This is a genomic window from Lacinutrix sp. YIN62, assembly GCF_057219185.1.
Map to the genome: position 1 here is coordinate 1 of NZ_JBXVVH010000015.1, position 25,092 is coordinate 25,092.

The 25,092-nt window shown below is 31.1% G+C and carries 23 protein-coding genes; 12 read left to right on the forward strand and 11 right to left on the reverse strand.

The genetic code is table 11. From position 1 onward, the window contains the following. Window positions 1–312, reverse strand: a 312-nt coding sequence (locus AC2D8I_RS10900) for a transposase (RefSeq protein ID WP_484706043.1), incomplete at its 3' end; no start/stop codon positions are given. Window positions 313–557: 245 nt separating this feature from the next. Here AC2D8I_RS10900 and AC2D8I_RS10905 point away from each other — a divergent pair. From AC2D8I_RS10905 to AC2D8I_RS10925, 5 genes are all read left to right on the forward strand, one after another. Next, on the forward strand, window positions 558–887 hold the full coding sequence (locus AC2D8I_RS10905) for a hypothetical protein (RefSeq protein WP_484706044.1): 330 nt from the start codon (window positions 558–560) through the stop codon (window positions 885–887). Between the two features lie 95 nt (window positions 888–982). Beyond that, window positions 983–1,582, forward strand: coding sequence for a hypothetical protein (locus tag AC2D8I_RS10910; RefSeq protein WP_484706045.1), 600 nt, complete (start codon window positions 983–985; stop codon window positions 1,580–1,582). A 344-nt stretch (window positions 1,583–1,926) separates the two neighbouring features. Continuing rightward, complete coding sequence (locus AC2D8I_RS10915) at window positions 1,927–3,192, forward strand: DNA cytosine methyltransferase (RefSeq protein WP_484706046.1); 1,266 nt, start codon at window positions 1,927–1,929, stop codon at window positions 3,190–3,192. Then, window positions 3,189–4,280 (forward strand): HpaII family restriction endonuclease, encoded by a 1,092-nt coding sequence (locus AC2D8I_RS10920; RefSeq protein ID WP_484706047.1) that lies wholly within the window; start codon window positions 3,189–3,191, stop codon window positions 4,278–4,280. The genes AC2D8I_RS10915 and AC2D8I_RS10920 overlap by 4 nt, the downstream gene beginning before the upstream one ends. 133 nt (window positions 4,281–4,413) lie before the next feature. Further along, on the forward strand, window positions 4,414–6,036 hold the full coding sequence (locus tag AC2D8I_RS10925) for an AAA family ATPase (RefSeq protein ID WP_484706136.1): 1,623 nt from the start codon (window positions 4,414–4,416) through the stop codon (window positions 6,034–6,036). Between the two features lie 497 nt (window positions 6,037–6,533). On the opposite strand, the gene AC2D8I_RS10930 is transcribed toward AC2D8I_RS10925, so the two are convergent. The 5 genes from AC2D8I_RS10930 to AC2D8I_RS10950 form a co-directional block, all read right to left on the reverse strand. Then, a complete protein-coding gene (locus AC2D8I_RS10930) occupies window positions 6,534–7,214 on the reverse strand; it encodes a Lipl32 family lipoprotein (protein WP_484706048.1) in 681 nt (226 codons plus the stop codon). 36 nt (window positions 7,215–7,250) lie between these two features. Beyond that, the gene (locus AC2D8I_RS10935; RefSeq protein WP_484706049.1) at window positions 7,251–7,868 is read right to left on the reverse strand and encodes an SIMPL domain-containing protein; all 618 of its coding nucleotides are present in this window, start codon (window positions 7,866–7,868) and stop codon (window positions 7,251–7,253) included. A gap of 23 nt (window positions 7,869–7,891) precedes the next feature. After that, window positions 7,892–8,311, reverse strand: coding sequence for a hypothetical protein (locus tag AC2D8I_RS10940; RefSeq protein ID WP_484706050.1), 420 nt, complete (start codon window positions 8,309–8,311; stop codon window positions 7,892–7,894). A 377-nt stretch (window positions 8,312–8,688) separates the two neighbouring features. Next, a complete protein-coding gene (locus AC2D8I_RS10945; protein ID WP_484706051.1) occupies window positions 8,689–9,330 on the reverse strand; it encodes a response regulator in 642 nt (213 codons plus the stop codon). After that, window positions 9,320–11,371 carry a tetratricopeptide repeat-containing sensor histidine kinase gene (locus AC2D8I_RS10950; protein WP_484706052.1) on the reverse strand — a complete coding sequence of 684 codons (2,052 nt, stop codon included), beginning with the start codon at window positions 11,369–11,371 and terminating at the stop codon, window positions 9,320–9,322. Before AC2D8I_RS10950 ends, AC2D8I_RS10945 begins: the two co-directional genes overlap by 11 nt. 1,295 nt (window positions 11,372–12,666) lie before the next feature. On the opposite strand from AC2D8I_RS10950, the gene AC2D8I_RS10955 reads away from it, so the two are divergent. Continuing rightward, window positions 12,667–13,119 (forward strand): hypothetical protein, encoded by a 453-nt coding sequence (locus AC2D8I_RS10955; RefSeq protein ID WP_484706053.1) that lies wholly within the window; start codon window positions 12,667–12,669, stop codon window positions 13,117–13,119. Between the two features lie 91 nt (window positions 13,120–13,210). Here AC2D8I_RS10955 and AC2D8I_RS10960 read toward each other — a convergent pair whose 3' ends face one another. The 5 genes from AC2D8I_RS10960 to pepE all read right to left on the reverse strand — a co-directional run bounded on the left by AC2D8I_RS10960 (window position 13,211) and on the right by pepE (window position 17,800). Then, window positions 13,211–13,906, reverse strand: a complete 696-nt coding sequence (locus AC2D8I_RS10960) for a lycopene cyclase domain-containing protein (RefSeq protein WP_484706054.1) — start codon at window positions 13,904–13,906, stop codon at window positions 13,211–13,213. Further along, window positions 13,903–14,358 carry a sterol desaturase family protein gene (locus tag AC2D8I_RS10965; protein WP_484706055.1) on the reverse strand — a complete coding sequence of 152 codons (456 nt, stop codon included), beginning with the start codon at window positions 14,356–14,358 and terminating at the stop codon, window positions 13,903–13,905. Before AC2D8I_RS10965 ends, AC2D8I_RS10960 begins: the two co-directional genes overlap by 4 nt. Before the next feature lie 165 nt (window positions 14,359–14,523). Next, window positions 14,524–15,381 (reverse strand): phytoene/squalene synthase family protein, encoded by an 858-nt coding sequence (locus AC2D8I_RS10970; RefSeq protein WP_484706056.1) that lies wholly within the window; start codon window positions 15,379–15,381, stop codon window positions 14,524–14,526. Further along, a complete protein-coding gene (locus AC2D8I_RS10975) occupies window positions 15,378–16,844 on the reverse strand; it encodes a phytoene desaturase family protein (RefSeq protein WP_484706057.1) in 1,467 nt (488 codons plus the stop codon). The genes AC2D8I_RS10970 and AC2D8I_RS10975 overlap by 4 nt, the downstream gene beginning before the upstream one ends. Window positions 16,845–17,092: 248 nt before the next feature. Next, the gene (gene pepE, locus AC2D8I_RS10980) at window positions 17,093–17,800 is read right to left on the reverse strand and encodes a dipeptidase PepE (RefSeq protein WP_484706058.1); all 708 of its coding nucleotides are present in this window, start codon (window positions 17,798–17,800) and stop codon (window positions 17,093–17,095) included. 153 nt (window positions 17,801–17,953) lie between these two features. Between pepE and AC2D8I_RS10985 the strand changes: the two genes are divergently transcribed. The 6 genes from AC2D8I_RS10985 (at window position 17,954) to AC2D8I_RS11010 (ending at window position 25,014) form a co-directional block, all read left to right on the forward strand. After that, the gene (locus AC2D8I_RS10985; RefSeq protein ID WP_484706059.1) at window positions 17,954–18,760 is read left to right on the forward strand and encodes a hypothetical protein; all 807 of its coding nucleotides are present in this window, start codon (window positions 17,954–17,956) and stop codon (window positions 18,758–18,760) included. Next, complete coding sequence (locus tag AC2D8I_RS10990; protein WP_484706060.1) at window positions 18,757–19,026, forward strand: hypothetical protein; 270 nt, start codon at window positions 18,757–18,759, stop codon at window positions 19,024–19,026. The genes AC2D8I_RS10985 and AC2D8I_RS10990 overlap by 4 nt, the downstream gene beginning before the upstream one ends. Before the next feature lie 33 nt (window positions 19,027–19,059). Then, the gene (locus AC2D8I_RS10995) at window positions 19,060–19,512 is read left to right on the forward strand and encodes a hypothetical protein (RefSeq protein ID WP_484706061.1); all 453 of its coding nucleotides are present in this window, start codon (window positions 19,060–19,062) and stop codon (window positions 19,510–19,512) included. Between the two features lie 60 nt (window positions 19,513–19,572). Beyond that, a complete protein-coding gene (locus tag AC2D8I_RS11000) occupies window positions 19,573–20,064 on the forward strand; it encodes a DUF6702 family protein (protein WP_484706062.1) in 492 nt (163 codons plus the stop codon). Window positions 20,065–20,141: 77 nt separating this feature from the next. Further along, window positions 20,142–22,454 carry a M1 family metallopeptidase gene (locus AC2D8I_RS11005; RefSeq protein ID WP_484706063.1) on the forward strand — a complete coding sequence of 771 codons (2,313 nt, stop codon included), beginning with the start codon at window positions 20,142–20,144 and terminating at the stop codon, window positions 22,452–22,454. Between the two features lie 256 nt (window positions 22,455–22,710). Further along, the gene (locus tag AC2D8I_RS11010) at window positions 22,711–25,014 is read left to right on the forward strand and encodes a sodium-translocating pyrophosphatase (protein WP_484706064.1); all 2,304 of its coding nucleotides are present in this window, start codon (window positions 22,711–22,713) and stop codon (window positions 25,012–25,014) included. The last annotated feature ends 78 nt before the right edge of the window (window positions 25,015–25,092 follow it).

Sequence of the window (25,092 nt, forward strand, 5' to 3'; positions counted from 1 at the left end):
AGGAAATAATTGACGCGTGCGACTAATGGTAGAATGCCAAGGCAAAGCTTCATCAATATCATAGCCCAGAAAATACAGTATATCTAAGCGCATACTGCAATGTTGGATCAATTTACGGTCGCTTATTAAATTCTCCAAATACCCCACCAAACACAGTTTAAAGAACACAACAGGATCAATACTTTTCTGACCACTCTCGCCATAAAAAGGCTGGGTTGATGCATATAAAAAGTCTAAATGTAATACCGCTATTAACTTGCGGTAAAAGTTGTGTTTCGGAATGCGTTCGCTCAATTGAAAATGAGAAACCAATTTTTATTGCTAGTCTTTTTTGTCTTGCACAACTAAAGTTAACAAATAACTAAGCCGCTTTTAGATTCCTTTACTATCTTTAGCAACAAACTGGTGCAACAGGCACAAGGTGTATAAAAAATAGCGGTTTAATCGCTTAAACGAAAATGAATTTTATAAATATAAGGTCATTGTTAATCTGAAAAGTTAGTGCTTAAAAATCCGCTACTTTTAAACGTTAGCAAATATTTAAAAAAACAGTCAACATGATTAAGTTAAGTAATATAGATAAATACACAGAGATCCCTATTCAAATCATTGAGCCTGAAGAAGTATTAGAAAATGACGTAGAAAGAGACTTTGGCAAATCATTGTTTCTTGATAATACGCTCATCACACGTCATGCCAATAGATTTAAGATTTGGGACTTGACTGATATAGCCGCAATCAAACTAATTTCAACAACTCAGTTAGGCTGGGGTTCAGGTCAAATTGAAAAAGAAGGGAATCTCCTCTATTTAGCCTATGGAGAAAGCTTTGGTCTTGATCAAATTTTAGTATATGACATTTCGGATATGAGTACCCCATCAAAGTAAGAACAATCGCAGTACCAGAGTTTATCAAGTTTATTATTGAATCAGGAATTGTTTACCTGATTTCAAGTGTAGAGAAAGCAGTACTTAAAGTGGATATGAATGATGAAATAAATAAGATTATTGATTTATCAAATGAAAATCAAACCATGTTCTTTGATACAGAAACAAATATTATTAAAAGCGGGAAGAACGTATTCATTGCATCTAGACATGAAGGTTTTCATGTTTATTCGGAATTAGAGAATAATAACTATGAATTTCTAAGCAAACATAAGACTGCAAATGGTTACTTACCTACTGACATACAATGGCTCATACCTGATCAACAAATACTATTGATAGGGAATGATAATGCTGTACAATATGATGTAACAAATCTCAAAAAAATTAAAAGATATAAAGCTGCAAAAATTAAAACTAAGGAAATCTATGGAGCTTATACGAAAAGGAATCAAGAACTCTTAGTGGTTGGCAACAATGGAGCAAACGATAAGTTTGTTGTGGCCGTATTGGCTCAAAACGAAGAGGGTGGAATTACATTAACTCATAAACCTAAAGTAGAATGCAAAATAAAGAAACCGTCTTGTGGAAAAGTAGTAAAGGGAGATCCTGTTGTAGGGTTCATACCTAAAAATGATTTTTTGCTAATCATTGGAAGAAACAACGGTTTTTCCCTCTTTAAAGCTACTGAATAACATTTGCTAACAATTTGTATAATGCATAGGCACCCTGTGGGATGCAGACGCACCATACAAGAAACGTTAGCTAACATTTAAGAAATGAACAAACTATCAATTTTTTTACTTCTAATTTTTATGATTGACTTCATGGGCTACTGGGAAGAGTAAATCCTATGGGAAAATGGAATAAAGAAAAACACCTTATTTTAATAAAAAAAAAGTAGCCTAATTAATAATCGAAATTTAAAAGATTACTCTTGTTTTACAGGGGGCAAAACAAAAGGCACACATTGTTTTCCTTCATCTACAGAATGACAATTTTTTCGTAAATTGCATTTCTAAAATTTCTATTAAAAAACGTGATTCTAAAAGAAAAAATATCGATTGAAAATTTTGAAGAAAAAAAATTCAAAATAACACTTATAGAATCTGAAAAAGATACTGAAGCTTCGTTTACGCATTATTTACAAAATCATAAAAACGGGGTATCACAATTTTACAAACCTGATGCAATAGAACACGTTAAAAATTTATTTGAATATAAATTTCCTGAGGAAAAAACATCACATTTAGCTGCAGAAGAAGCTTTACAATATTTGGTTTTCCAACAAGAAATTGTTCCTTTTCCTGCTTCCAAAAATCCTGATTTTAAATTCATTGATTTGTTTGCTGGAATTGGAGGCTTTAGACTTGCTCTTCAAAATCTAAATGGTAAATGTATTTTTACAAGCGAATGGGACAAATATTCAAAACAAACTTATCAAGCTAATTTTGGAGAAGTTCCATTTGGCGATATTACAAAAGAATCGACTAAGAATTATATACCTGACGGTTTTGATGTTTTATGTGCTGGTTTTCCTTGTCAAGCATTTTCTATAGCAGGAAAAAGAGGCGGATTTGAAGATACAAGAGGAACTTTATTTTTCGATGTAGCCGAAATCATAAAAAAGAAAAAACCGAAAGCAATTTTTTTAGAAAATGTAAAAGGTTTAAGAAGTCACGATAAAGGAAAAACATTAGCTACAATTTTAAATGTATTACGTGAAGATTTAGGTTATTTTGTTCCTGAACCACAAGTAATAAATGCTAAAGAATTTGGTGTTCCACAAAATAGAGAACGAATCTTTATCGTAGGGTTTAGAAAAGATTTAAATATTTCTGAATTTGAATATCCAAAACCAATAAAGAAGAAAATAACCATTGAAGATATTTTGGAAACTGAAACAGTTTCAGTAAAATACTACCTGTCTGAAACTTATGTAAATACTTTACGGAATCATAAAGCTCGACACGCAAGTAAAGGAAACGGATTTGGTTACGAAATAATTCCAAATAACGGAATTGCAAACGCAGTTGTTTGTGGAGGAATGGGAAGAGAAAGGAATTTACTTTATGATTTTAGATTAAAAGATTTTACACCTGTAACTAATATTAGAGGAAACGTAAATCGAGAGGGAATTCGAAAAATGACACCAAGAGAATGGGCAAGATTACAAGGTTTTCCAGATAATTATAAAATTGTGGTTTCAGATGCGCAAGCATATAAACAATTTGGTAATTCTGTTGCAGTTCCTGCTATACAAGCAACAGCTTCAAAAATTATAGAAAAACTTAACGCATTATGATTACAGGAAATAAAGGAGAATGGAGTGAAATTTATACTCTTTTCAAATTACTTGGAGACAAACAGTTATTTCTTGGAAATAAAGATATTGAAAAATTAGAGGGAATTGTTTATCCTATTTTACGTGTTCTAAGAACAGAAAATAATAGTAATTTTGAATATTCTATTCAAGACGAAATAATACTTATTTCTGGAGGAGAAGAAGTTCTTAAAATTGAAATCTCAGAATTTAAACAAAAAGCTCAATTCCTACTTAAAAAAATAAAGGAGAATAAAGAAAGAACATTTTCGGTTCCCGAAATTGAAGAGTTTATGCAATCTATTAACTGTCTTTCTTTAAAAGCAGGCTCAAGCACAAAAACAGACATTACCATTGTTGTTCACGATCAAAGAACAAATCAACAACCTACTTTAGGTTTTAGTATAAAATCACAATTAGGAAGCCCTTCTACTCTCCTAAATGCAGGAAAGACTACCAATTTTATTTTTAAAATAAATAAAGATATTGACAATATAGAAATTGAGGAAATTAATTCAATGATTGTCAAAAGAGGGAAAAAAGAATCTGCTGATTTGAAAGGGAGAGTGAAATCTATATATTCAAATGGTAACGAACTTGTTTTCTTTAAAGCCGAAAAGCAAATATTTTCAAACAATTTAATTCTTATCGACAGTAAATTACCGGAAATACTATCACAAATTGTATATGAGTTTTATTCGAGCGATAAATCAAAAATTGTCGATTTAGTAGAAAGAACAGCTGTTAAAAATCCTTTAGAGTTCGATACTTCAAATCAACATCAATTCTATGAATATAAAATTAAACGATTTTTAACTGATATAGCTTTAGGAATGATGCCTTCGAAAGTTTGGACTGGACAATATGAGGCTACTGGTGGGTATTTAATCGTAAAAGAAAATGGAGATGTTTTATGCTATCATATTTATGACAAAAATGAATTTGAAGATTATTTATTTAATAATACAAAATTAGAAACTGCAAGTAGTACTCGACATAAATTTGGTGAGGTTTATAAAGAAAATGACCAACTATATTTTAAGTTAAACCTACAAATAAGGTTTCTATGATTGACCAAATAAAAACACTTAAAAATTAAGAGATAAAAACATTCATAAACAATATATAGAACATATTAGATTTCCGTTTTTTAGAAATTTAGAAAGTAATACTATAATAACATTTGATTTTCCAATTACATTTCTGGTAGGAAAAAACGGAGGTGGTAAAAGCTCAACTTTACAATCTCTTTATGGTTGTCCCAAGGGCTATAGTCTGGGGGATTACTGGTTCACAACAGAGTTAGATCCTATAAAAGAATTTGAAAAAAATAGAAATTGTTTTATATATGGCTTTAAAGAAGGTAAAGATATTAATGAAGTTCTTAAACATCGCATTAACCACAAGAAATATAATAACCCTGATTATTGGGAAACAGCTAAGCCAAATTCAGGTTATGGAATGTCAACTAAAAAGAGATTTTCTCCTATTGACAAAAATGTTATATACCTCGATTTTAGATCAGAATTAAGTGCATTTGATAAATTCTTTCATTTTCTAAATTTTTCATCTAACACACACAAGACTAAACAAGATTTTTTACGTTTCTATTCTAATAAGCTTAAAAAAGCTTTTGATGATGATACTATCATTTCTTATTACGGTCCTAATAGAAATAAAGCTAAAATAACCTTAACGCCTCCTGAAACTAAAATAGTTTCCGAAATTCTGAGAAAAGAATTTGAAACTATTGAGATAATTGAACACAATCTTTTTAAAGATTGGGGTGTATCAATTAGATTAAAACAAAAAAACATTAATTATTCAGAAGCCTTTGCTGGAAGTGGTGAAACAGCCATTGTTATTTTAGTCCATAAAATATTTAACGCTCCAAAAGAAAGCTTAATATTATTAGACGAACCAGAAACATCGCTACACAGTGGTGCTCAAAAACGATTAATGTCTTTTTTATTAGAACAATGCATTAAGAAAAAACATCAAGTTGTAATTTCTACGCATTCTCCATTTCTTCTTGAAAAGATGCCTGATGAGTCTATTAAAGTTTTTTCTACATTAAGCACTAACGGAAAATTCATTATCAACAATAATAGAAGTTATAAAGAAGCATTTCACGAATTAGAAATAGAAAATACAGACAAAAAAATAATTTTGGTTGAGGATAAAACTGCTAAAATATTAATTGATAAAATACTTGAAAAATTAGGTGAAGCGATACAAGAAATTTTTGACATTAAATATCTTCCTGGTGGTGCTGATGATATTAACCAAAGAATAACGACAATTATGGAAATTTCCGATGATACATACGTATTATTTGATGGAGATCAAAAGAAAGCCGTATCGCCTATTGATTTAAGTAGTACTCCTCCAAATGAACAAGACACAAGCACTAAACTGAAAGAATTAATAAAAAAACAAACAGGTTGTGATATTAAATTCTATCTTGATGGAGGTAATCAATCAAAAAAAATAAAAGAAGAACAAAATTTAAAACTTTCTAAGAAATATTTAAATTTTTATAAAGAAAAAGTATTCTATTTACCTTTAGAAATTCCTGAAGACATAATATGGGATGAAGAATTTGCAAAACACCTTTTAGAAGTGTTACAACCAAAAAAAGACATTTCATCTATCATTAAAGGGGCAAGTAATTCTAAAGATTTGATTTTCAATTTTTGTATAGAATGTTATGGAGATAGTAGTCAATATCATTCTACACTACTAAATTTTGTCACTAATTGGTTACGCAAGGAAGATGAAAATTATATTATTATTAGAGACTTAATTAATAAACTTAAAACATAAATGGATTTATAATTAGAGATAAGTAAAAAAGTCAACGCAAGATTCAAGCACATTTAAAGTTTGTTCGTACCTCTCAAATTTAAAAGAGCTTTCGCGCCAACGCTATCAAGTTTTCGGGAAGAAAATCCAGCACCCAACAATGGTTCCCATGAAAAGCACTAGCCTAATTCTTTAGAGGTAATATTTATTTTTTAATGATATCATAATGATGATTATGGAGTGTTGAATTGTTAATAATTCCGATGGGATTATCAATACTTCAATACAATATAACTTGCTCGGCATCCTATTTGTATTCTGTTTAGGGGCTAAACTATTCCCTTTTCATAGTTTTATTCAACTTGTTTTACGTATTCACAGATAAGTTTAGAATCGCTCTTATCTGTTTTAATTTATTGCTAGTTCTAGCTCACTCACGAAAACCCTCGCAGATTTAAAAACACCGCTTCATTTACACAAAGAGGTGTTTTATTTAAACTATGAATGTCTATTTTATTTTAGAGTTCTTTTTTAAGAGTTTCAATAGTTTTAGCCATTACAACACCAGGTAATTTTACTGGAGCAGCAACTTCTGCTAAAAATGTTCCTTTAACTTCACCTGTTTTGTAAGTCGTAAAACCAATACGGTATAAACCTGCAGTTAAAGCTTTTGTAGGGCTCCCTAACTCACTCTTATATCTTAATAAAGAATTGTATTTCCTTCCACTAGGTTGCTTTGGCATTTCACTACTATCATCATTACTATCAAGGGTAGTCCAAGTTGCGTTTTTAGCAGCCTCTACTGTAATGTCTTCTTTTTTTAAAATAGAAGAACGTTCTAAAGTTATGTAAGTATCAAAATAATCGCTAGAAGATTTATTTGCTGTATAATCTGCAGAGCTTATAGCTTTTTTTACTTTTGTTTTAGCTACAGGAGAAAGCATTCTTACACCGAGTTCTGGAGCAACAGCAGGAATCCATAGGTATATATAATAGAATTTTTTACCATCTACTATTTCATCTTCATTTCCTGCAGAAGCATAACCTAAATACGATATAACATCTGTATAAGGTACTTTAATTGTTTTTGGACCAATCTTTTTCTCGACAGAACTTCCAAACTTTTTTAATTTTTGAGCTTCTGCATTAAAAAGACAACAGAAAGTGAATACTGATAATACTACTAATTTAATTTTCATGTTTTGTTATTTATTATATTAATTTATAGACATTCATTATTGTAATTCAAAAGAGACAGTTACTACATGACTTTGCAGTCTATTAGTCCCATAATTTTGTGTGTGCTGTACGCTTGTGTTTCGATCTACAACACCAACAATTTTACCAACAGTTTTATTCAATTTTTTAGCTAAAGCCTCTGCTTTATCTCTTGCATTATCTATTGCTTTTTTTGCAAGACTTACTAATTCGTTGTTTGTTAATTTCTTGGATTCTATCTCTGTATTAATAATAGAAGTTCCTGCTAATTTTAGATTTAAAATGTTTCGAACATCTTCTTTATTCGTTGTTTTTAGGTAATAATATTCCGATGCTCTGTTTTGTGAATAAGACGCAGTAAACTCATAATATGTACTTCTACGAAACCGGCTAAAATCGATCCCTAAATCGCCTAATTTATTGATGTAATTGTTTTTAACATCAGTTACAGAAGCAACTTCTACTTCTCCTTGCCCTTCATAAACAAGTATTTGTTGTAATGAGATTAAAACAGTGTAATTATTGTCCTCTACGCTTATTTCGGTTTCACCAACTACGGTAATTGTATTTCTGTGTGCTTGTGCTATTGATGAAACAGTGAATAACACTGCTATTAAAAAAATTATTTTGCTCATAATAATTTCAGTTTTCTATTTTTTTAGAAGAATAAAATAGAAGCAATAATCATCCAGGCACCAACAAAGAGCCCTACAATTCCTAATTTGCCTTGTTTTGGAGCTAATTTCTCTCTAAGCACTATTGCTTTTGCTTTAGCAGCCTCGTTTTTAGATAAAACAAATTTATTAATAAGACTAAATCCTAACATAAACCCTAGAACAGCTTCTACAATACTTCCTGCTAATAATGATGCCCACCAAATTGGGAATGTTGTAAGCCAGCCTAAATTTAAAATGGAAAAAATAATACCCCAAACACCATAAAAACAAAAGATAAGTCCAATCCAACCTTGATAAGGCTCTATTTTTTCTAACAGTTCTTTTGCGTTAGGTTTTTTTGATAATAATAAAGATGGTACTGCAATAATGCTTAATAAAATAAGTGTAATTCCGAAAGTCATAATTTTGTTTTTAATAATTAAAAATTGTTTGTTTTTTAGAATAAAAAACACCTGTTATTTTTATGCTATTAACTTGTGGTATTTCCTATTCTCTGGGACAAATTTATGCTAGATATCTCCTTTATTTAACCCTGTTTTTAGTGAAAATGAATACCCTGCAAACAGGGTGTTTAATTGTTTGTGGCTAACATTCAGTTAGTTGGTGCATTGTTTTTGTGTTGTTTTTACTGAAAATAATACCGAATATGAAACCAGATAAAGTATGGTTTTTATTAAACAGCTGAAACACTTCGTTTTAAGAGACAAGCAATAAAAAAGGGGCGCTATTATAAAATAGCGCCCCTTAAAATATAGTTATTGATAATATATGCATACTATTAAGATACATAGCCTTTTTTAATGGCGTATTTGGTAAGTCCTGCAAGGTTTCTAACATTTAGTTTCGTAATCAAGTTTTTACGGTAACTTTCAATAGTATGCTTACTCAAAAACAATTGATCCGCAATTTCTTGAGTGGTAAACTCTTCCGCTATAAACGAAATCACTTCTACTTCCCTTTTTGTTAGTTTAATTTCCTTTTCTTTATTCTTTTCAAATTTGTTTTTTAGGTAGATTTCTTTAATTTCTTTCGAGAAATATTTTTCACCTCCTAAAATAGTTTCTATCGCTTTTAAAAACTCTTTCTTTTGTGCGTTTTTTTGAAGATAACCATCCACGCTACTTTCGATAAGATCGTCAATAATTTTTGGCGAATTGTGCATACTAACCACCAACGTTTTTATATTTCTGTTCGTTTTCTTTATCCACTTATTTAAAACAATACCACATACTTTAGGCATAGTAACATCGGTAATTACAAGATCTATTTTTTCGTCTGTATTTATCGAAATATATTTTTGAACATCCCCACCATGATTTGCTGTAAATAGAATGTTGTAATTACTTTCGGTTTTTAGAATACTTAATAAGCCATCTAAAAACATTTTATGATCGTCGGCTATAATAAGGTTATGCTTCATTTGTCTTTGCTTTTAATGGAATTTCTATGTGGATGTTGGTGCCTCTGTTCGCTTTAGAGTCGATATGTAATACGCCTTTATAGTTTTCAATTCTATTCTTAACATTCGTTAAACCGATACCTAATGTAGTCTTCGATACATCGAATCCCATACCATCATCTTCATACATAAAAAACAGACATTCGTTTAAAAAATCTAATTGTATATCTATGGTATTCGCTTTAGCATACTTAAGCGTGTTGGTTGTTAACTCCTGAAAAATGGAAAACAATTCGTTTTGTAAAATCTTATTTATGCTATTGATTTTTTCTTCGTCGTAAAATGAAACATTAAATTTTATCTCACTGGCATCTTCTACGGTATGAGTGTACTCTTTGATCAAAAAAACAAAATCATTTTCTCTAATTTTTTTGGGCAACAAATTATGTGATATGTTCCTGACTTGTTCATAAGTATCGTCTAACTGACTGTAAATTAATTGCAACTGATCTGGATGATTAGAAAGCTGACTAAATTGTAATTTTATGGCTGCTAAATTACCGCCAACACTATCATGCATTTCTTGAGCAATCTTTTTGCGCTCTTGGTCTTGACCTCTAATCGATGCTTTAATTAACTTTATTTCTTGATCTTTTTTTAATGAAATTACTTGCTGCTCATTAATCTCTTTCTCTTTTTTATTAAGTAAACCTTGTGCTTGTAATTTTTGATAATAGATAATTAAAAGGCCCGCAATAGGAACTAATAAAATGAAAAAAGCCACAAGAACAATATGTTTAATGGTCTTTTCTCTATCTAGTTCTAAAGCTTTTAACGTTTCTTTTTCTTTAAGTAATGCTATTTCATTTTTACGTTTTTCAGCACCATTTTGCAATTGTAATACCTGATTTTCATTTTGTTTTGCAATAATAGCTTCTTGAAGCTTATATTTTTCTATTTCTATATCCTTGTTTTTAATATGTAAACTCTTATTTAGGTTTTCTATTTGTAATAACTTTATCGTTTTTTCTTTTTCTAGCGTTTTAAATTTAACTTCTAAGCGGTTAATCTCTTTTTCCTTTTGCGAATTCTCTATAGAATCTTTTATCTGGTAATAGTGCTTCCCGTAGCTATAAGCACTACGGTGGTCGCCTTTTCTAATCGAGAGCTTTTCTAACATAAGATAGCTATTCATCTCTATATCTAAATTACCCAAATTCATAGCTTTAGTTAAAGCATTAGAAAAAATTAAAAAGGCTTCACTATCTCGTTTATCATTGAATAATACCGTGCCTATTTTACTTAAAATAATAAGCTCTAATTTATAGTATCTATTGTCACTGCTAATTTTTTTTGCTTCGTAGAAAGCAGAAAGTGCTTTGTCTGTTTCTCCCTTACCTAAATAATTATCTCCTATAATAATAATGATATTTACTAAAGCTTGTTTTCTATAGCTATCTGTCTCGCAAATGGCTTTTGCTTTCTGTAAATAAGCATTGGACTTTTCATATTTAGAAAACGACGAATAGATAGAACCTAAATTGATGTAACTTCCTAAAATAAGTTCTTCATCTTTACAAAACTGAATACATTTATCGAAAAGCGCTAAAGCCTCTTGCGTTTTACCAAGTGTAACATAAGTACTTGCCAATCCGTGTAAATGCGTATAGTACAAGTTTGTTTCCTTATGTTTTTCACTAAGTTCAGCTCCTTTTATATGCCACTTTTTACTTTCATGATACAAACCTTTATTTCTGTTATTTAGCGCAAGCAATTGATAAGACAATATGGTTAATCGAACCCCTAAAGAATCTTTAATTTTTTTTTTACTTTTAAGTGCTTGATGGGTATAATAAATAGAAGAATCTATAGCTACATATTTATTGTGGTAGTATGCCAATAATAAATTAGTATTCGTTTGTGCTTTATTTGATTTAAAGGTGCTTAGTAAATGATGCGCTTGATCATATGCTTTTTTTTCTTCACCATTATTGAAATAATAAAAAAGTTCCGATACTTTTTTTTCTTCACTTTCAATAATAGAGGCTGCTGTTTGTGCCATACCAATAGAAGTATAACAGACAAAGAGGAAGGAAAAAAAGTATCGGAACTTTAAAAACATGCACAAATGTAGGAATAGAAAACCTTATATTCATCCCCGAAAACAGGGAATTATAAGTTTTCTTTAAAAAATTTAAATACGTAGTTCTACGTGTTTTTTGTTAGCTATTAACCTTAGTTTGCTGCCAAAAATATAAACGTCCCTTAAACGCACCTCCCTTTTTTAATTAGAGAATCTGAGTTATTTCCATTTTATCAAATTTTTATTAACCCCTTCCAAAGAAAGAAACCAATTCACATTTAAACATTCAGCTCTAAACGAGTCGTTAAAACGGTCTATGCACTCTTAAGTTTACAATAGGCTAAATAAGGTTGTATAATTATATTCGGTTTAATATTCTAAACAGTATAGTTATTTTAGTACAGGTCATGCAGATGCTTAGTTAATGTTTACTTCATAGATACTCCCTATTAAAGCCCTATTAAAGCCCTATATAGTTGCGGTTAATTGCGGTTAGTTAACCTTTTTAGCTAAAACCCCATGTTACACACATTTCACTTCACTTCTACGCCACTTCGTAAAAGAGTGTGCCATTACAAGACATAAAAAACTTTTAAGAGATTATTTTAAGTAAATAAACGCCATTATTTTTTGTTTCTCGTTTAAATAGAGTATTCTAATAGTTCAACATTTTTTTTAATGCGCAATTGTAAAAAGCTGGTATTTAGGGTGTTAGGTTGTGGGTATAATTAGTCGTTATGTGAAAAAGTCACAGCAAGTACCCAATTGTTTTATAACGCAAAAGCATTAGCATTCATGAACGCCATAGTATAGAATAGAAATATCACGAGTAATTATTTTGCGCTTGCCAACGCCAAAATAAAAAACCAATTGCAGCCTAAGAATAATTGTAGTAAAAAAATAAGTAAAATACATTTAAATTTTACTAAAGTGCTTCTATAGTCTTGATCATAAATAACCCCCAGATTTAATAATAGCTTATTACAGACTATTATTAGTACTACTCTTAATTTTTTATTTATCCACTATTCGCTCATAAATAGCTTTGCATTACCCTCTTTTCAATAAACTGGACAATTTAAAACACATATGTTTAATCAGAAACTAACAACTTAGTTTCACAACTATAAAATCCAACTTTTTGTTGCACGTTCAACATATGAAAGATAATTTTTATCAAACGATTTCTTATAGTAGATTTACAGAATCAATAGGTGAAAACGTAAAAACTATAATTTTTGTAAGATGATTTCAGTATTAACGACTGTAGTCTTATGCAAAAAATAGTTTATTTAATATTGGTTTTTTTAACACTTGTATTAGTACAATCTTGCTCAGAAAAACCTATAGCCGTTTCCGAGTTCAACGAAAATGATATTTCTAGATATGTTGGAACTTGGCGTTTTACAGTAAATAATGATCCTAATAGTTTATTTTTAGGCCAAATTCATCGCTTTAATGATAATATTTTAAATGTGCATTATCAACCCCAAGATCTAATGGTTGCTGGAGACCGTTACTTCAAGCAATTAACGCTCCCTAATCCTACAGAAGGACTATTTTCTTCTCAAACGATTCCACATGGTAATACAGGCGGATGGACAAAAAGAGAGGGAACAATTACAATAAACGCTTTCGAATATATAGAAACAAGCCGATACGTTAATTATGTGACGGGAGAAGAAAGTTTTGGGGAAAAGATAATTACAGGAACTAAGATTGAATAATTAATGTTATAAGAATCATTAGTTTTCAAATTGAAAGGAAGAAATCTTAACAATAGAATAATACATTGTAATTTATCGTTAGCAATGCTTTTTAATCGCGTCTCATATTCTTCAAATTATTGAATATATATTGTATAGAAACCAACAATGTGAAAGCATAAAAAACATCTTCAAAAGGTATTGTGAATAGTCTTAGTCCTGTATGCTCTGCATTGTTGTACCAAACGACAGGCTGTTCTAAGCAACATCCCGTTAAAACGCCATTAACGATTAAAAAAGGGAATAATATAATAAAAAAACTAGGGTAGTAACACTGTAAGGTTTTTAACTGGAATGTTATGCTATAAATCATAAGTACAATAAAGAGACCAAAATTTACAGTAGTATACCATTTACCAAAATTAAAAATAAGTAATACGCAAGCCAAAGTAATAAGCAGGCTACTTAAAGCGATTGTTGTTGTCGCTGTTAATTTAAACTTTGGAAAATAATATTTTAATACTTCATGTGTGAATAAACAGGCATACGGGATACATAAAAAAAATAACCATTCTTCCAGCGGTATTTTTAAAATTTGAAGGCCTATAAGATAATCTGAATTAAAGCCCCAAATGCCATTAATTGTAAATAAAATATCCCAAATTAAAAATGGAATAGCAACTATAACAATGCTTATTATTGCAGGTTTTAAATGTTGAATAAAATGAAATTTCTTTTCAAAAATACTAAACAATAACGGAATACTTAGACTGCTTAAATTTAGTATGAGGTACAAATAATGACTCACTTTTTATATGCTTTAAAGTATTTAAATGGCACAAATAACATTCCGAAGCATTCACCATCCGCTTTTCCTAAATGTTTATGGTGTATTTTGTGTGCTTTCCGTAAGCCTCTTAAATACCAATTGTTGGTTTTGTCAAACCATTTAAATCGGCGATGGATTAATACATCATGAATAAGGAAATAAGCAATACCATACAGTAAAATCCCTAACCCAATCGAGAATAACGCGTTTAACTGAGGGTGAACTCCAAAATAGAATAATAAAATGCTAGGAATGGCAAAAACTATAAAAAAGGCATCGTTTTTTTCAAAAATATGAGGATATCCAGGCTGATGATGATCTTCGTGTAAATACCAACCAAAGCCATGCATAATGTATTTATGAGTGAGCCAAGTTATGCCTTCCATTGTTAAAAAGGTAATTGCTATAATTAAAATGTATAATAAAATCATATCGGAGCGTTTTATAGAGGCTTCTAAAAGTCCTTTTTTATTGTTATACTTTGTTTAGTATCCTCTCTTTTTTCATCTTAGTATATGCATTCCTTGTATTCGCTAATTTAAAATGGTTTATGTCCTTATTAAAGACTACTACCGTATTCCATAAAAGGGCATTTATTACAAAAGATTGAGTTTATATTTGACATAACTCCTTGCTAATAAATTTATTTTTGTTGGGTTCGATATTCTAATCCTGCGGTCCATAATTTTAGAGGACGGCGTTGCTTTTAATTTTTTTAGCAATTTTTTATAATATCTATAAGCAATAAATACACCAAATTTAGCTTCTACAGGGAGTTTTAAAATACCATTTTTATAAGCAAAATCAAAATCATCTTCAATTTCTTTAATAATTAAGCTTTTTGTCAACTCATCTAATTGTCCAAAATTCACATTTGGAAAATAAGAGCGATTCAATTCTTGATAATCTTCTTTTAAATCGCGTAAGAAGTTTACTTTTTGAAAAGCTGAGCCTAATCGCATAGCAGGTGCTTTTAAATCTTGAAACCGGTTTTCATTACCATTTACAAAAACCTTTAAACACATTAAGCCAACCATATCTGCCGAGCCATAAATGTATTTTTTATAGTCTTCTTTGCTCTTATATTCGGTTTTATATAAATCAGTTTTCATACTTTCTAAAAAGGCACTAACCATATGGTCTTCAATATTAAACCTGTTAATTGTGAGTATAAAAGAATTTAATATTGGGTTTAAACTAATGCCTCTTTTTTTAGCTATAAAATACTGTTGTTCAAAGTCTAAGAGTAGGGTTTCTTTATCAAAAGCATGAAAACTATCGACTATTTCATCAGCAAATCTAACAAACCCATAAATATTATAAATAGCCCACCTAATTTTTGGCGAAAGCATTTTGGTTGCTAAAGAAAAAGAAGTACTGTACTTTTGTGTTACAAGCTTACTACTTGTAAATGAGATCTCGTCAAATAATTGCTTTTTTTTCATTGTAGTCATTGTAGGGATTTAAAGATTAAATCTGAAGCTATTTTTCCTGAAATAATGGATGGCGGAACACCTGGGCCAGGAACAGTAAGCTGACCTGTAAAAAATAAGTTTTTTACTTTTTTACTTTTAATTTTAGGGCGAAGAAAAGCCGTTTGAGTTAATATGTTTGCGAGGCCATATGCATTGCCTTTATACGAATTGTATTGTTCTATAAAATCATTTACACAAAAACTTTCTTTAAATAAAATATGAGATTTAACAGATTGATTCGTGAGTTTCTCTAACCTGCGAATAATAATATTAAAATAGTGATCTCTAATTTTTGGGGTATCTTCTATTCCTGGTGCAAGCGGAATTAAAAAAGTAGCAGCTTCTTTGTTTTCTGGAGCAAAACTATTATCTGTTATCGATGGAAAACTAGCATAAAACAAAGGGGATTCAGGCCAACTTGGTCTGTCATAAATTGTTTTTGCATGGCTGTCAAAATCAGTGTCAAAAAACAATGTATGATGGTTTACATTACTTAATTTTTTGTCAAAACCAACATAAAATAGTAAAGCAGAAGGAGCAAATGTTTTTTTATCCCAGTAGGATGCTGAATATTGACGGTATTTCTTGGGTAAAAGGCTCTCTGTATGATAGTAATCAGCACCACTAAGTACTATGTCCGCCTTTATATGCTTGCCATTTACAACCATACCTGTGGCAACCCCTTTAGTATTTACAGTGATTTCTTCAACAGTAGCATGTGTTTTAAAGGAGACGCCTAATTCAGTAGCCAAAGTAACCATAGCTTCTATAACTTTATACATGCCGCCTTTGGGGTGCCATGTTCCTAAACCAAAATCGGCATAATTCATAAAATTATAAAAAGCAGGAATATTACTCGGTTTTGCACCTAAAAATAATACAGGAAATTCTAATATTTGTATTAGTTTTTTGCTCTTAATATGCTTTCTAACTTGCTTTCTAATGGTAGAGAAGAACTGCGATAACCTCAGAACTGTTTGTGGCGTTATTAACTCTAAAGGAGTTAATCCCGGCTTATAAACCATATTTTTTACAGCCAAGTTGTAATTGTATTTGGCTGTTTCTAAGAAGGCTTTTAAATGTTTTGAACTCCCTGTTTCTTCTTGCTCAAAAAGGGTGTAAATGGCTTCAAGATTATCAGGAACGGTTATGGAATCTCCATCTTCAAAATAGATTTTATAGGCAGGATTCAATTTTTCTAAAGGATAATAATCTGAAGGTTTTTTATTAAAGTCTGCAAAAAAACGCTCAAAAACATCTGGCATCCAGTACCAAGTTGGACCAATATCGAAAGTGAAATTGTTTTTTATAAGCTGTCTTGCTCTACCTCCAATAGTTGTATTTTTTTCTAAAACAAAAACACTATAGTTTGCTTTTGCTAAATAGCAAGCGGCGGACAATGCTGAAAATCCAGAACCGATTATATAAATAGTTTTACTCATCTGTTTAGTAAATGTACAAAAAGATTAAACAAAAAAGATTAAGCAAAAAAAAAAAAATAATGATGTAAAAGACTCTGTGTTAGTGGGGTAGGTGCTGTGTTCGTGTTTGTTGTCGTGCTTTGTATTGTAGTTGTTTTTTACCAACAACAAAGAACCAATGTTTAGTATTTTTAATATTTATTTGAATTTTTGAGCAATTAAGTTAGAAATGAAATCCTAGCAATCTGTGATTTAATCACAGAGATATTTTACTTTAAAGTATTTAAAAAGGTTGTTGTTTCTATTTCATATGGTTGCGAATTGTACTCGAAAATACGCGCGCTTAAAGGGCCTTTTAATTGAATAGAATTGTCTTTTACTTCTAACCAACTACCTTCTCTTATCCCAACTACAGGTTGCGTATTAAACTTATGAAACTCTTCGATTCTCGTAGCTCTGGTTTCTCCCATGTGTTTACTATTAGTATTGGGATCTAAATAATGAGGATTAATGTTAAAAGGAACAATTCCTAATGTTTTAAAACTTGGTGGATATACAATGGGCATATCGTTGGTAGTGTGCATTGTTAATCCACATATATTACTTCCAGCACTAGTTCCTAAATATGGCGTTCCTTGGTCTATAACAGATTTTAAAGCATTAAAACAATTGTTTTTGTAGAGTTGGTTAACTAAAACAAATGTATTCCCTCCACCAACATAAATGCCTTTGGCTGCTTTAATAGCTTCAATAGGATCCTTAAATTCGTGAATACCGATAATCTTTTTATTAATACTAGCAAAAACGGCTTTTATTTTTGAAGTATAATCATCATGCGATAACCCACCAGGACGGGCATAGGGTATGAATAACACTTCGTTTGTATCTTTAAACAACTCTACTAAAGCCTTTGTAATATATTCTAAGGGTTTTTCTCCATAGACTGTTGAAGTACTTGCGATAATTAAATGTCTCATTTATAGGTTGTTTTGTTGTTTTAATAGTGTGATTGTTTTTACAATCTATTTATTGTAAATTTATGTAAACATCTGTTTTAACAAAAGTTTAAATTAATTTAAATAACAATTACGAACTGAAAACCGAACTTTACATTGTAAAAACTAATTAAAATGAAACTATACTTATCAATTTGCATTGTGTTATTTTCTGTATCTACAATTTTTTCTCAAGATATTAATAGAATAGAAGTTAAAGGAGAGATTGTTGTTAGCGCAGGAGATTTAGAAAACATAACGATCTATAATACATCTGCTAATAAAGGAACTATAACAAGTAAAGACGGTAAATTTAAAATAAAAGTGGCGCTAAATGATAAGGTTGAGATTTCGGCGTTACAATTTATTCCGCTTACATTAAAAATAACGCAAGATGTTATAGATAAGCAAATCTTGAAAATCTACTTAGTAGAACGTATTAATAGTTTAAATGAAGTTATTATTTTACCACATAATTTAACAGGCTCTTTAGTTACAGATATAGATGATGTTAAGACTATGAGTCCACTCTTATTTAGTTTTGGAAGTTTTAATGACTTTGATATGTCAGACGATCACCATAGTGAAGTAAAAAATATAGCATTACATCAATCTCCAGAATATTTAGCAGATTTTGTAAAAATATTAGGAATGGTAGCGCCTTCTCTCTTTAAAAATAAAAGTGAAAAAGAAAAACGAGCAGCCATAAAAGCTGTTATGGATGAAGAAATGCCTGCGTTACAATTATCTATTCTTTATACAGAAGATTATTTTGTAAGCAATTATAACATACCAAAGGAAAGCGTTACCGACTTTATTTTTTTCGTAGAAAACGAAGGGTTTGATGTGGCATTATTAATGGAAGGGAATGAAATAAAATTGATCGAATATCTTCAAGAGAAAAGTAAAGCATTTTTAAAAGAAAAAGGCATTAAAAAATGAAAAACATAGTAAGTATATTCTGTTTATTTTTTGTGTTCAGTTTTGGCTATTCTCAAACTATCGAATTATTTGGAACAGTTAAGGCAAGTGGTAATTTAGAAGGGATACATGTGTTAAATAATTCTAGAAAAGAATTTGCTGAAACAAATAGTTTAGGGGAATTTAGGATAAAAGGGCAGTTAAACGACACTTTAATTATAACCTCTATATCTTATAAAGCAGTTTCATTATACATTTCTGAAAACCATATCATTAATAAAAGCTAATAGTTGAGTTAGAAGTATTATTAAACGAACTAAATGAAGTTGTTGTGGGGGAAAATATTATCAGGAAATCTCTCTTTAGATGTTTCAAGTTCAGACGCAAAACCAAGTATTAACTTTTATGACGTCGGTATTCCTGGGTACAAAGGAAAAAGAAAAACAAAAAATGAAAGATTGCTATTTGAAGCTTCGAGCAGTTTAATGTCTCTGTCAGGTTTAATTAATACCATTTCAGGAAGAAGAAAACGATTGAAACATTTTATAAAGTTAAAAAAGAATGAAGAGTTGATGTATCGATTAAAAGAACGATTATCGGAAGATTTTTTTAATAGTAATCCATTGAGTGAAGATTTGAAAATGGATTTTTTCTTTTTCTGCTCAGAAGATAAGGGTTTTATGAGCCGATGTAGTGTTAGTGATATAGAAGCATTAGTATATATCGAAGAGAAATATAAGGTGTATCAATCGAATAAAGAAAATAAAGACTAATCGAGGCAATTAGAATCAAATGATTAGTTTTGAAAATGAAACAATAGATTAAAAAATCCAATGAAAAAGCGCCTATTAATTTTAATTTTACCATTATTGGCATTTACAGCAGTGCATAAATATTATGTTAGTGTAACGCAGATAGACTTTGTAAAAGAAAAGCAAGCGATACAAATTACATCTAGAATATTTATTGATGATTTCGAGCGATTGCTTCAAGAACGCTATGATGATGCAATCATACTAAATGCAGGGAAAGATGAGACACAGATTGATATTTATATTGAAAAATATATTAAATCTAAATTAGTAATCAATATAAATAATACTCCTGTACATTTCGTTTTTTTAGGAAAGGAATATGAAGACGATATTGTACACTGCTATTTAGAGATTGAAAATATAAAAGAAGTTAAGACTTTTGAAGTTGTTAACGAAGTTCTTTTTGATCTGTTCGAAGATCAAAAGAATATTGTAAGAACATTTATAAATTCAAAACATAAAACATTTATACTAACTCCTGAAAACGATAAAGGTTTGTTAAACTTCTAATAAAAGAGAAGCAATAAATCTTAAAAATTGTTAATTTGACAAATTATATTTTATTTAAAAACAAGAACTTTTTAACGATGATTAAACTTAAGTATTATTTTCTTTCTGTTATGTTCGTTTCTCTTGGAGCAATAGCGCAACAAGAGCAAGAAAAAAAAGCAGAACAGAAGCAAGGGCACACAAATAACAATAAATTTAAGCAATTGTATGATGAGTTTGCGACATCAAATATGTATCGCTCTGCATCAGGTGCACCAGGACCAGCATATTACCAGCAGCAAGCCGACTATAAGATGGATTTAGAACTTGATGATGTTAATGCTAAGCTTTCAGGGAACGAGACCATTACCTATACCAATAATTCACCAGATGATTTAAATTATTTATGGGTACAATTGGATCAAAATGTAAGAGCAAGAGACTCTAAAAGTCCTTTAATCCAAAATGGAGGGATTTCTGCAGCTCAAAAAGTTTCTTCATTTACAAATAAGTATATGACAGAAGGTTTCGATGGCGGTTTTAACATTGAAGAAGTAAAGGACGCCAACGGGAAACCATTGTCGCATATGATTAACAGAACGATGATGCGTGTAGACCTTCCAAAAGCTTTAAAAACGGGAGAGAAATTTTCTTTTTCAATTAAATGGTGGTATAATATTAACGATCACGTAATAAGTGGAGGTCGTTCAGGGTATGAGTACTTTCCAGATTCAGATAATAGAAATTATGTGATTGCTCAATTTTATCCAAGAATGGCGGTTTATAGTGATGTAGAAGGATGGCAAAATTCTCAGTTTTGGGGGCGTGACGAATTTGCTTTGCCTTTTGGAAATTTTGAAGTAAATATTACAGTGCCTGCAGATCACATTTTAGATGGGACTGGAAAATTAATGAATAGAAGTGAAGTGTTTTCTAAAGATATGATGAAGCGCTATAACAAGGCTAAAAAATCGTTTAATAAACCTGTTGTAATCGTTACACAAAAAGAAGCAGAAGCTAAAGAAAAAAGAAAAGCTACAGATAAAAAGACATGGAAGCTTTATGCTGAAAATGTTCGTGATTTTGGTTTTGCAACATCTAGAAAATACATCTGGGATATGATGGCTGTTAAAATAGGGGATAAAGAGGTTATGGCTGTATCTATGTACCCTAAAGAAGGAAATCCGTTATGGGAAGATTGGTCAACAAAAGCTGTCGCAAGTACATTAAAATCGTATTCACGTATGACATTTGATTACCCATACCATAAAGCGATTTCTGTACATGCGAAACAACAAGGTATGGAATACCCTATGATTTGCTGGAACTATGGACGTCCAGATAAAGATGGGAATTATAGTGATAGAACAAAGTTTGGAATGATGAGTGTGATTATTCACGAAGTAGGACATAACTTTTTTCCTATGATTGTGAATAGTGACGAACGCCAGTGGACATGGATGGATGAAGGTTTAAATACATTTGTACAGTATGTCGCTGAGCAAGATTTTGGGAAAGAATACCCTAAAGCATTATCTAAAGGGCAAACAGCTTATCCATCACGTCGTGGACCTGCTGCTAAAATTGTAAACTATATGGGAGGAGATCAAGATTACATCGCTCCAATTATGACAAAAGGATTAAACACCTATCAATTTGGTAATAATGCTTACGGAAAACCAGGAACCGCATTGAATATACTTCGTGAAACGGTAATGGGACCAGAATTATTCGATTACGCTTTTAGAGAATATGCACAACGTTGGATGTTTAAACACCCAACCCCAGAAGATTTTTTCCGTACTATGGAAGATGCTTCAGCATTTGATTTAGATTGGTTTTGGAGAGGATGGTTTTATACAACGGATTATGTAGACATTGGAATAAAAGATGTGAAAAAATTCTACGTGTCTAATGAGCCTACTAAAGAAGTTGTAGAAAGCGCAAAAGCCAGAGGTTTGGAATTAAGTGATTTACCGCCATTGGTATATATGGTAGAAGAAGGAAGTGATGACTATAAGGATGAGATGAAAAATGGGACGCTTTTGGAGAATTCAACATCACTTAAAGAGTACATAATGGATAATTTTACAGCATCAGAGCGCGCTAAAATGGAAGCACCTAAGTATTTCTATAATGTGACCTTTGAGAAGCCAGGTGGTTTGGTAATGCCAATTATAGTGGAATATACTTATGCAGATGGAACATCTAAAACGGAAACCTATCCAGCTCAAATATGGAGACTTAATGATAATCAAGTGAGTAAGGATATAGCTTCTCAAAAAGAGATCGTTAGTATTAAAGTCGATCCTAAATTGGAAACAGCAGATGTTGATACTTCTAACAATTCTTGGCCAAAAGAAGTGAAACAAAGTGACTTTGATAAGTTTAAAAATAAAGTAAAGAACTAAATTCGTATTTTATTTATAATAGGTAAAGCCCATTCGTTTGAATGGGCTTTTTTTTGTTAATAAGCTATTTTTCAAGGAGTTGTGTGTTGTGTTGTTTTTTGTGAAATTGATGTGATTTAAAATTGATATTACTTTAAGTTAAAATTATTAAAATGGTAATTTTTTAATTAAAAAAATACTGTATTTGAAATATTTCTTACTTAAAATTGAATTTACTACATTAGTGTTCGTTAAAAATTAATAAAACTAAAATAATATGGAATCAATGATGATTTATATGCCTATTGCAATGGCTATTTTGGGTTTAATCTTTATGTGGATTAAACGAATTTGGGTAATGAAACAAGATGCTGGAGATGGCAAAATGAAAGAAATTTCAGATCACATCTATGAAGGCGCATTAGCCTTTTTAAGTGCAGAATATAGGTTGCTGGCCATTTTTGTTATTATTGTAAGTATATTATTGGGTATAGTATCTGTAATTGTATCAACAACACATTGGTTAATTGTTATAGCCTTTGTTTTTGGAGCTGTATTTTCTGCTTTTGCAGGAAACATAGGTATGAAAATAGCAACAAAGACCAATGTAAGGACAACACAGGCAGCGCGTACAAGTTTGCCAAATGCACTTAAAATTTCTTTTGGAGGTGGTACGGTTATGGGCTTAGGAGTTGCGGGACTTGCTGTTCTAGGGTTAACTACTTTTTTTATTTTCTTTTTTAACTTTTTTATGAATGGTGTCTGGACATCAACTCATGATATGACAATCGTATTAGAAACTTTAGCTGGTTTTTCACTGGGAGCAGAATCTATTGCCTTATTTGCTCGTGTTGGAGGAGGTATTTACACAAAGGCAGCAGATGTTGGAGCGGATTTAGTAGGTAAAGTCGAAGCTGGTATCCCCGAAGACGATCCAAGGAACCCAGCAACCATAGCAGATAATGTAGGAGATAATGTAGGGGATGTAGCAGGTATGGGGGCCGATTTGTTTGGGTCTTATGTTGCAACAGTATTAGCAGCAATGGTTTTGGGGAATTATGTAATTAAAGATATGGGAGGTCATATTAATGATGCCTTTGGAGGGATAGGGCCTATTTTATTACCAATGGCAATTGCAGGTGTTGGAATTATAATATCTATCATAGGAACAATGCTTGTTAAAATTAAAAATAATGATGCTAAAGAATCTCAGGTTATGGGGGCTTTAAATGTAGGGAACTGGACTGCTATTATTTTAGTTGCTTTAGCTTGTTTAGGACTCGTAAAATGGATGTTACCAGAAACAATGCAAATGGCGTTTTTTGAAGAGGGATTGCAAGATATTTCTTCTATGCGTGTGTTTTATGCAACTCTAGTTGGTTTGGTTGTTGGAGCTGTAATTTCTTCAGTAACGGAATATTATACAGGATTGGGTAAGCGACCGATTTTAAAAATAGTACAGCAGTCTAGTACAGGAGCAGGAACAAATATTATAGCAGGTTTGGCAACAGGAATGATTTCAACATTTCCTTCGGTTTTGTTATTTGCAGGCGCTATTTGGGCTTCTTATGCTTTTGCAGGTTTTTATGGCGTTGCTTTGGCGGCTTCTGCTATGATGGCAACAACGGCGATGCAACTTGCAATAGATGCTTTTGGACCAATATCAGATAATGCTGGTGGCATTGCAGAAATGAGTGAGCAAGAACCAATAGTAAGGGAACGAACAGATATATTAGATTCCGTAGGGAATACCACTGCAGCAACAGGTAAAGGTTTTGCTATAGCGTCTGCAGCATTAACCTCTTTAGCTTTATTTGCTGCTTATGTAACTTTAGCAGGGATCAGCGATGGGATTAATATTTTTAAAGCACCAGTATTGGCTATGTTGTTTGTTGGGGGAATGATTCCTGTTGTGTTTTCTGCATTAGCAATGAATGCCGTAGGAAAAGCGGCTATGGAAATGGTAGAAGAAGTAAGACGTCAATTTAGAGATATTCCAGGAATTATGGAAGGTACAGGGACTCCAGAATATGATAAATGCGTAGCAATTTCTACGAAAGCTTCTTTAAAGGAGATGGTATTACCAGGATTATTAGCCATTGGATTTCCATTAATAATTGCTTTTGTACCCTTATTATTTGGGATGAATAAACTTACCATAGCTGAAATGTTAGGCGGTTATATGGCAGGTGTTACTGTAAGTGGAGTATTATGGGCTATTTTTCAAAATAATGCTGGTGGCGCTTGGGATAATGCAAAGAAGTCTTTTGAAGCTGGAGTTGAAATAAATGGCGAGATGACTTATAAAGGATCCGATGCTCATAAAGCGGCAGTAACAGGAGACACGGTTGGAGACCCATTTAAAGATACTTCTGGACCTTCAATGAATATTTTAATTAAGCTAACTTGTTTAATAGGCTTAGTAATAGCTCCTATTTTGGGAGCTCATACAGAAGACGGTGTCGTTATATTAGATTCTGCAAAAGAAATAACCAAAGCGGTTTCAAGTGAAATTAATAATAAAAATGAAGTTGTTGAAAATAAGGGGACTATTGAAATTTCTGTAGCTAGAGAGAAGTGATTATTGTAAAAGGGGTTAATCTTAAGTAGATTAAAACAATAATATAAGGAAGATGTAAAAAACCACGTTGTTAAACAA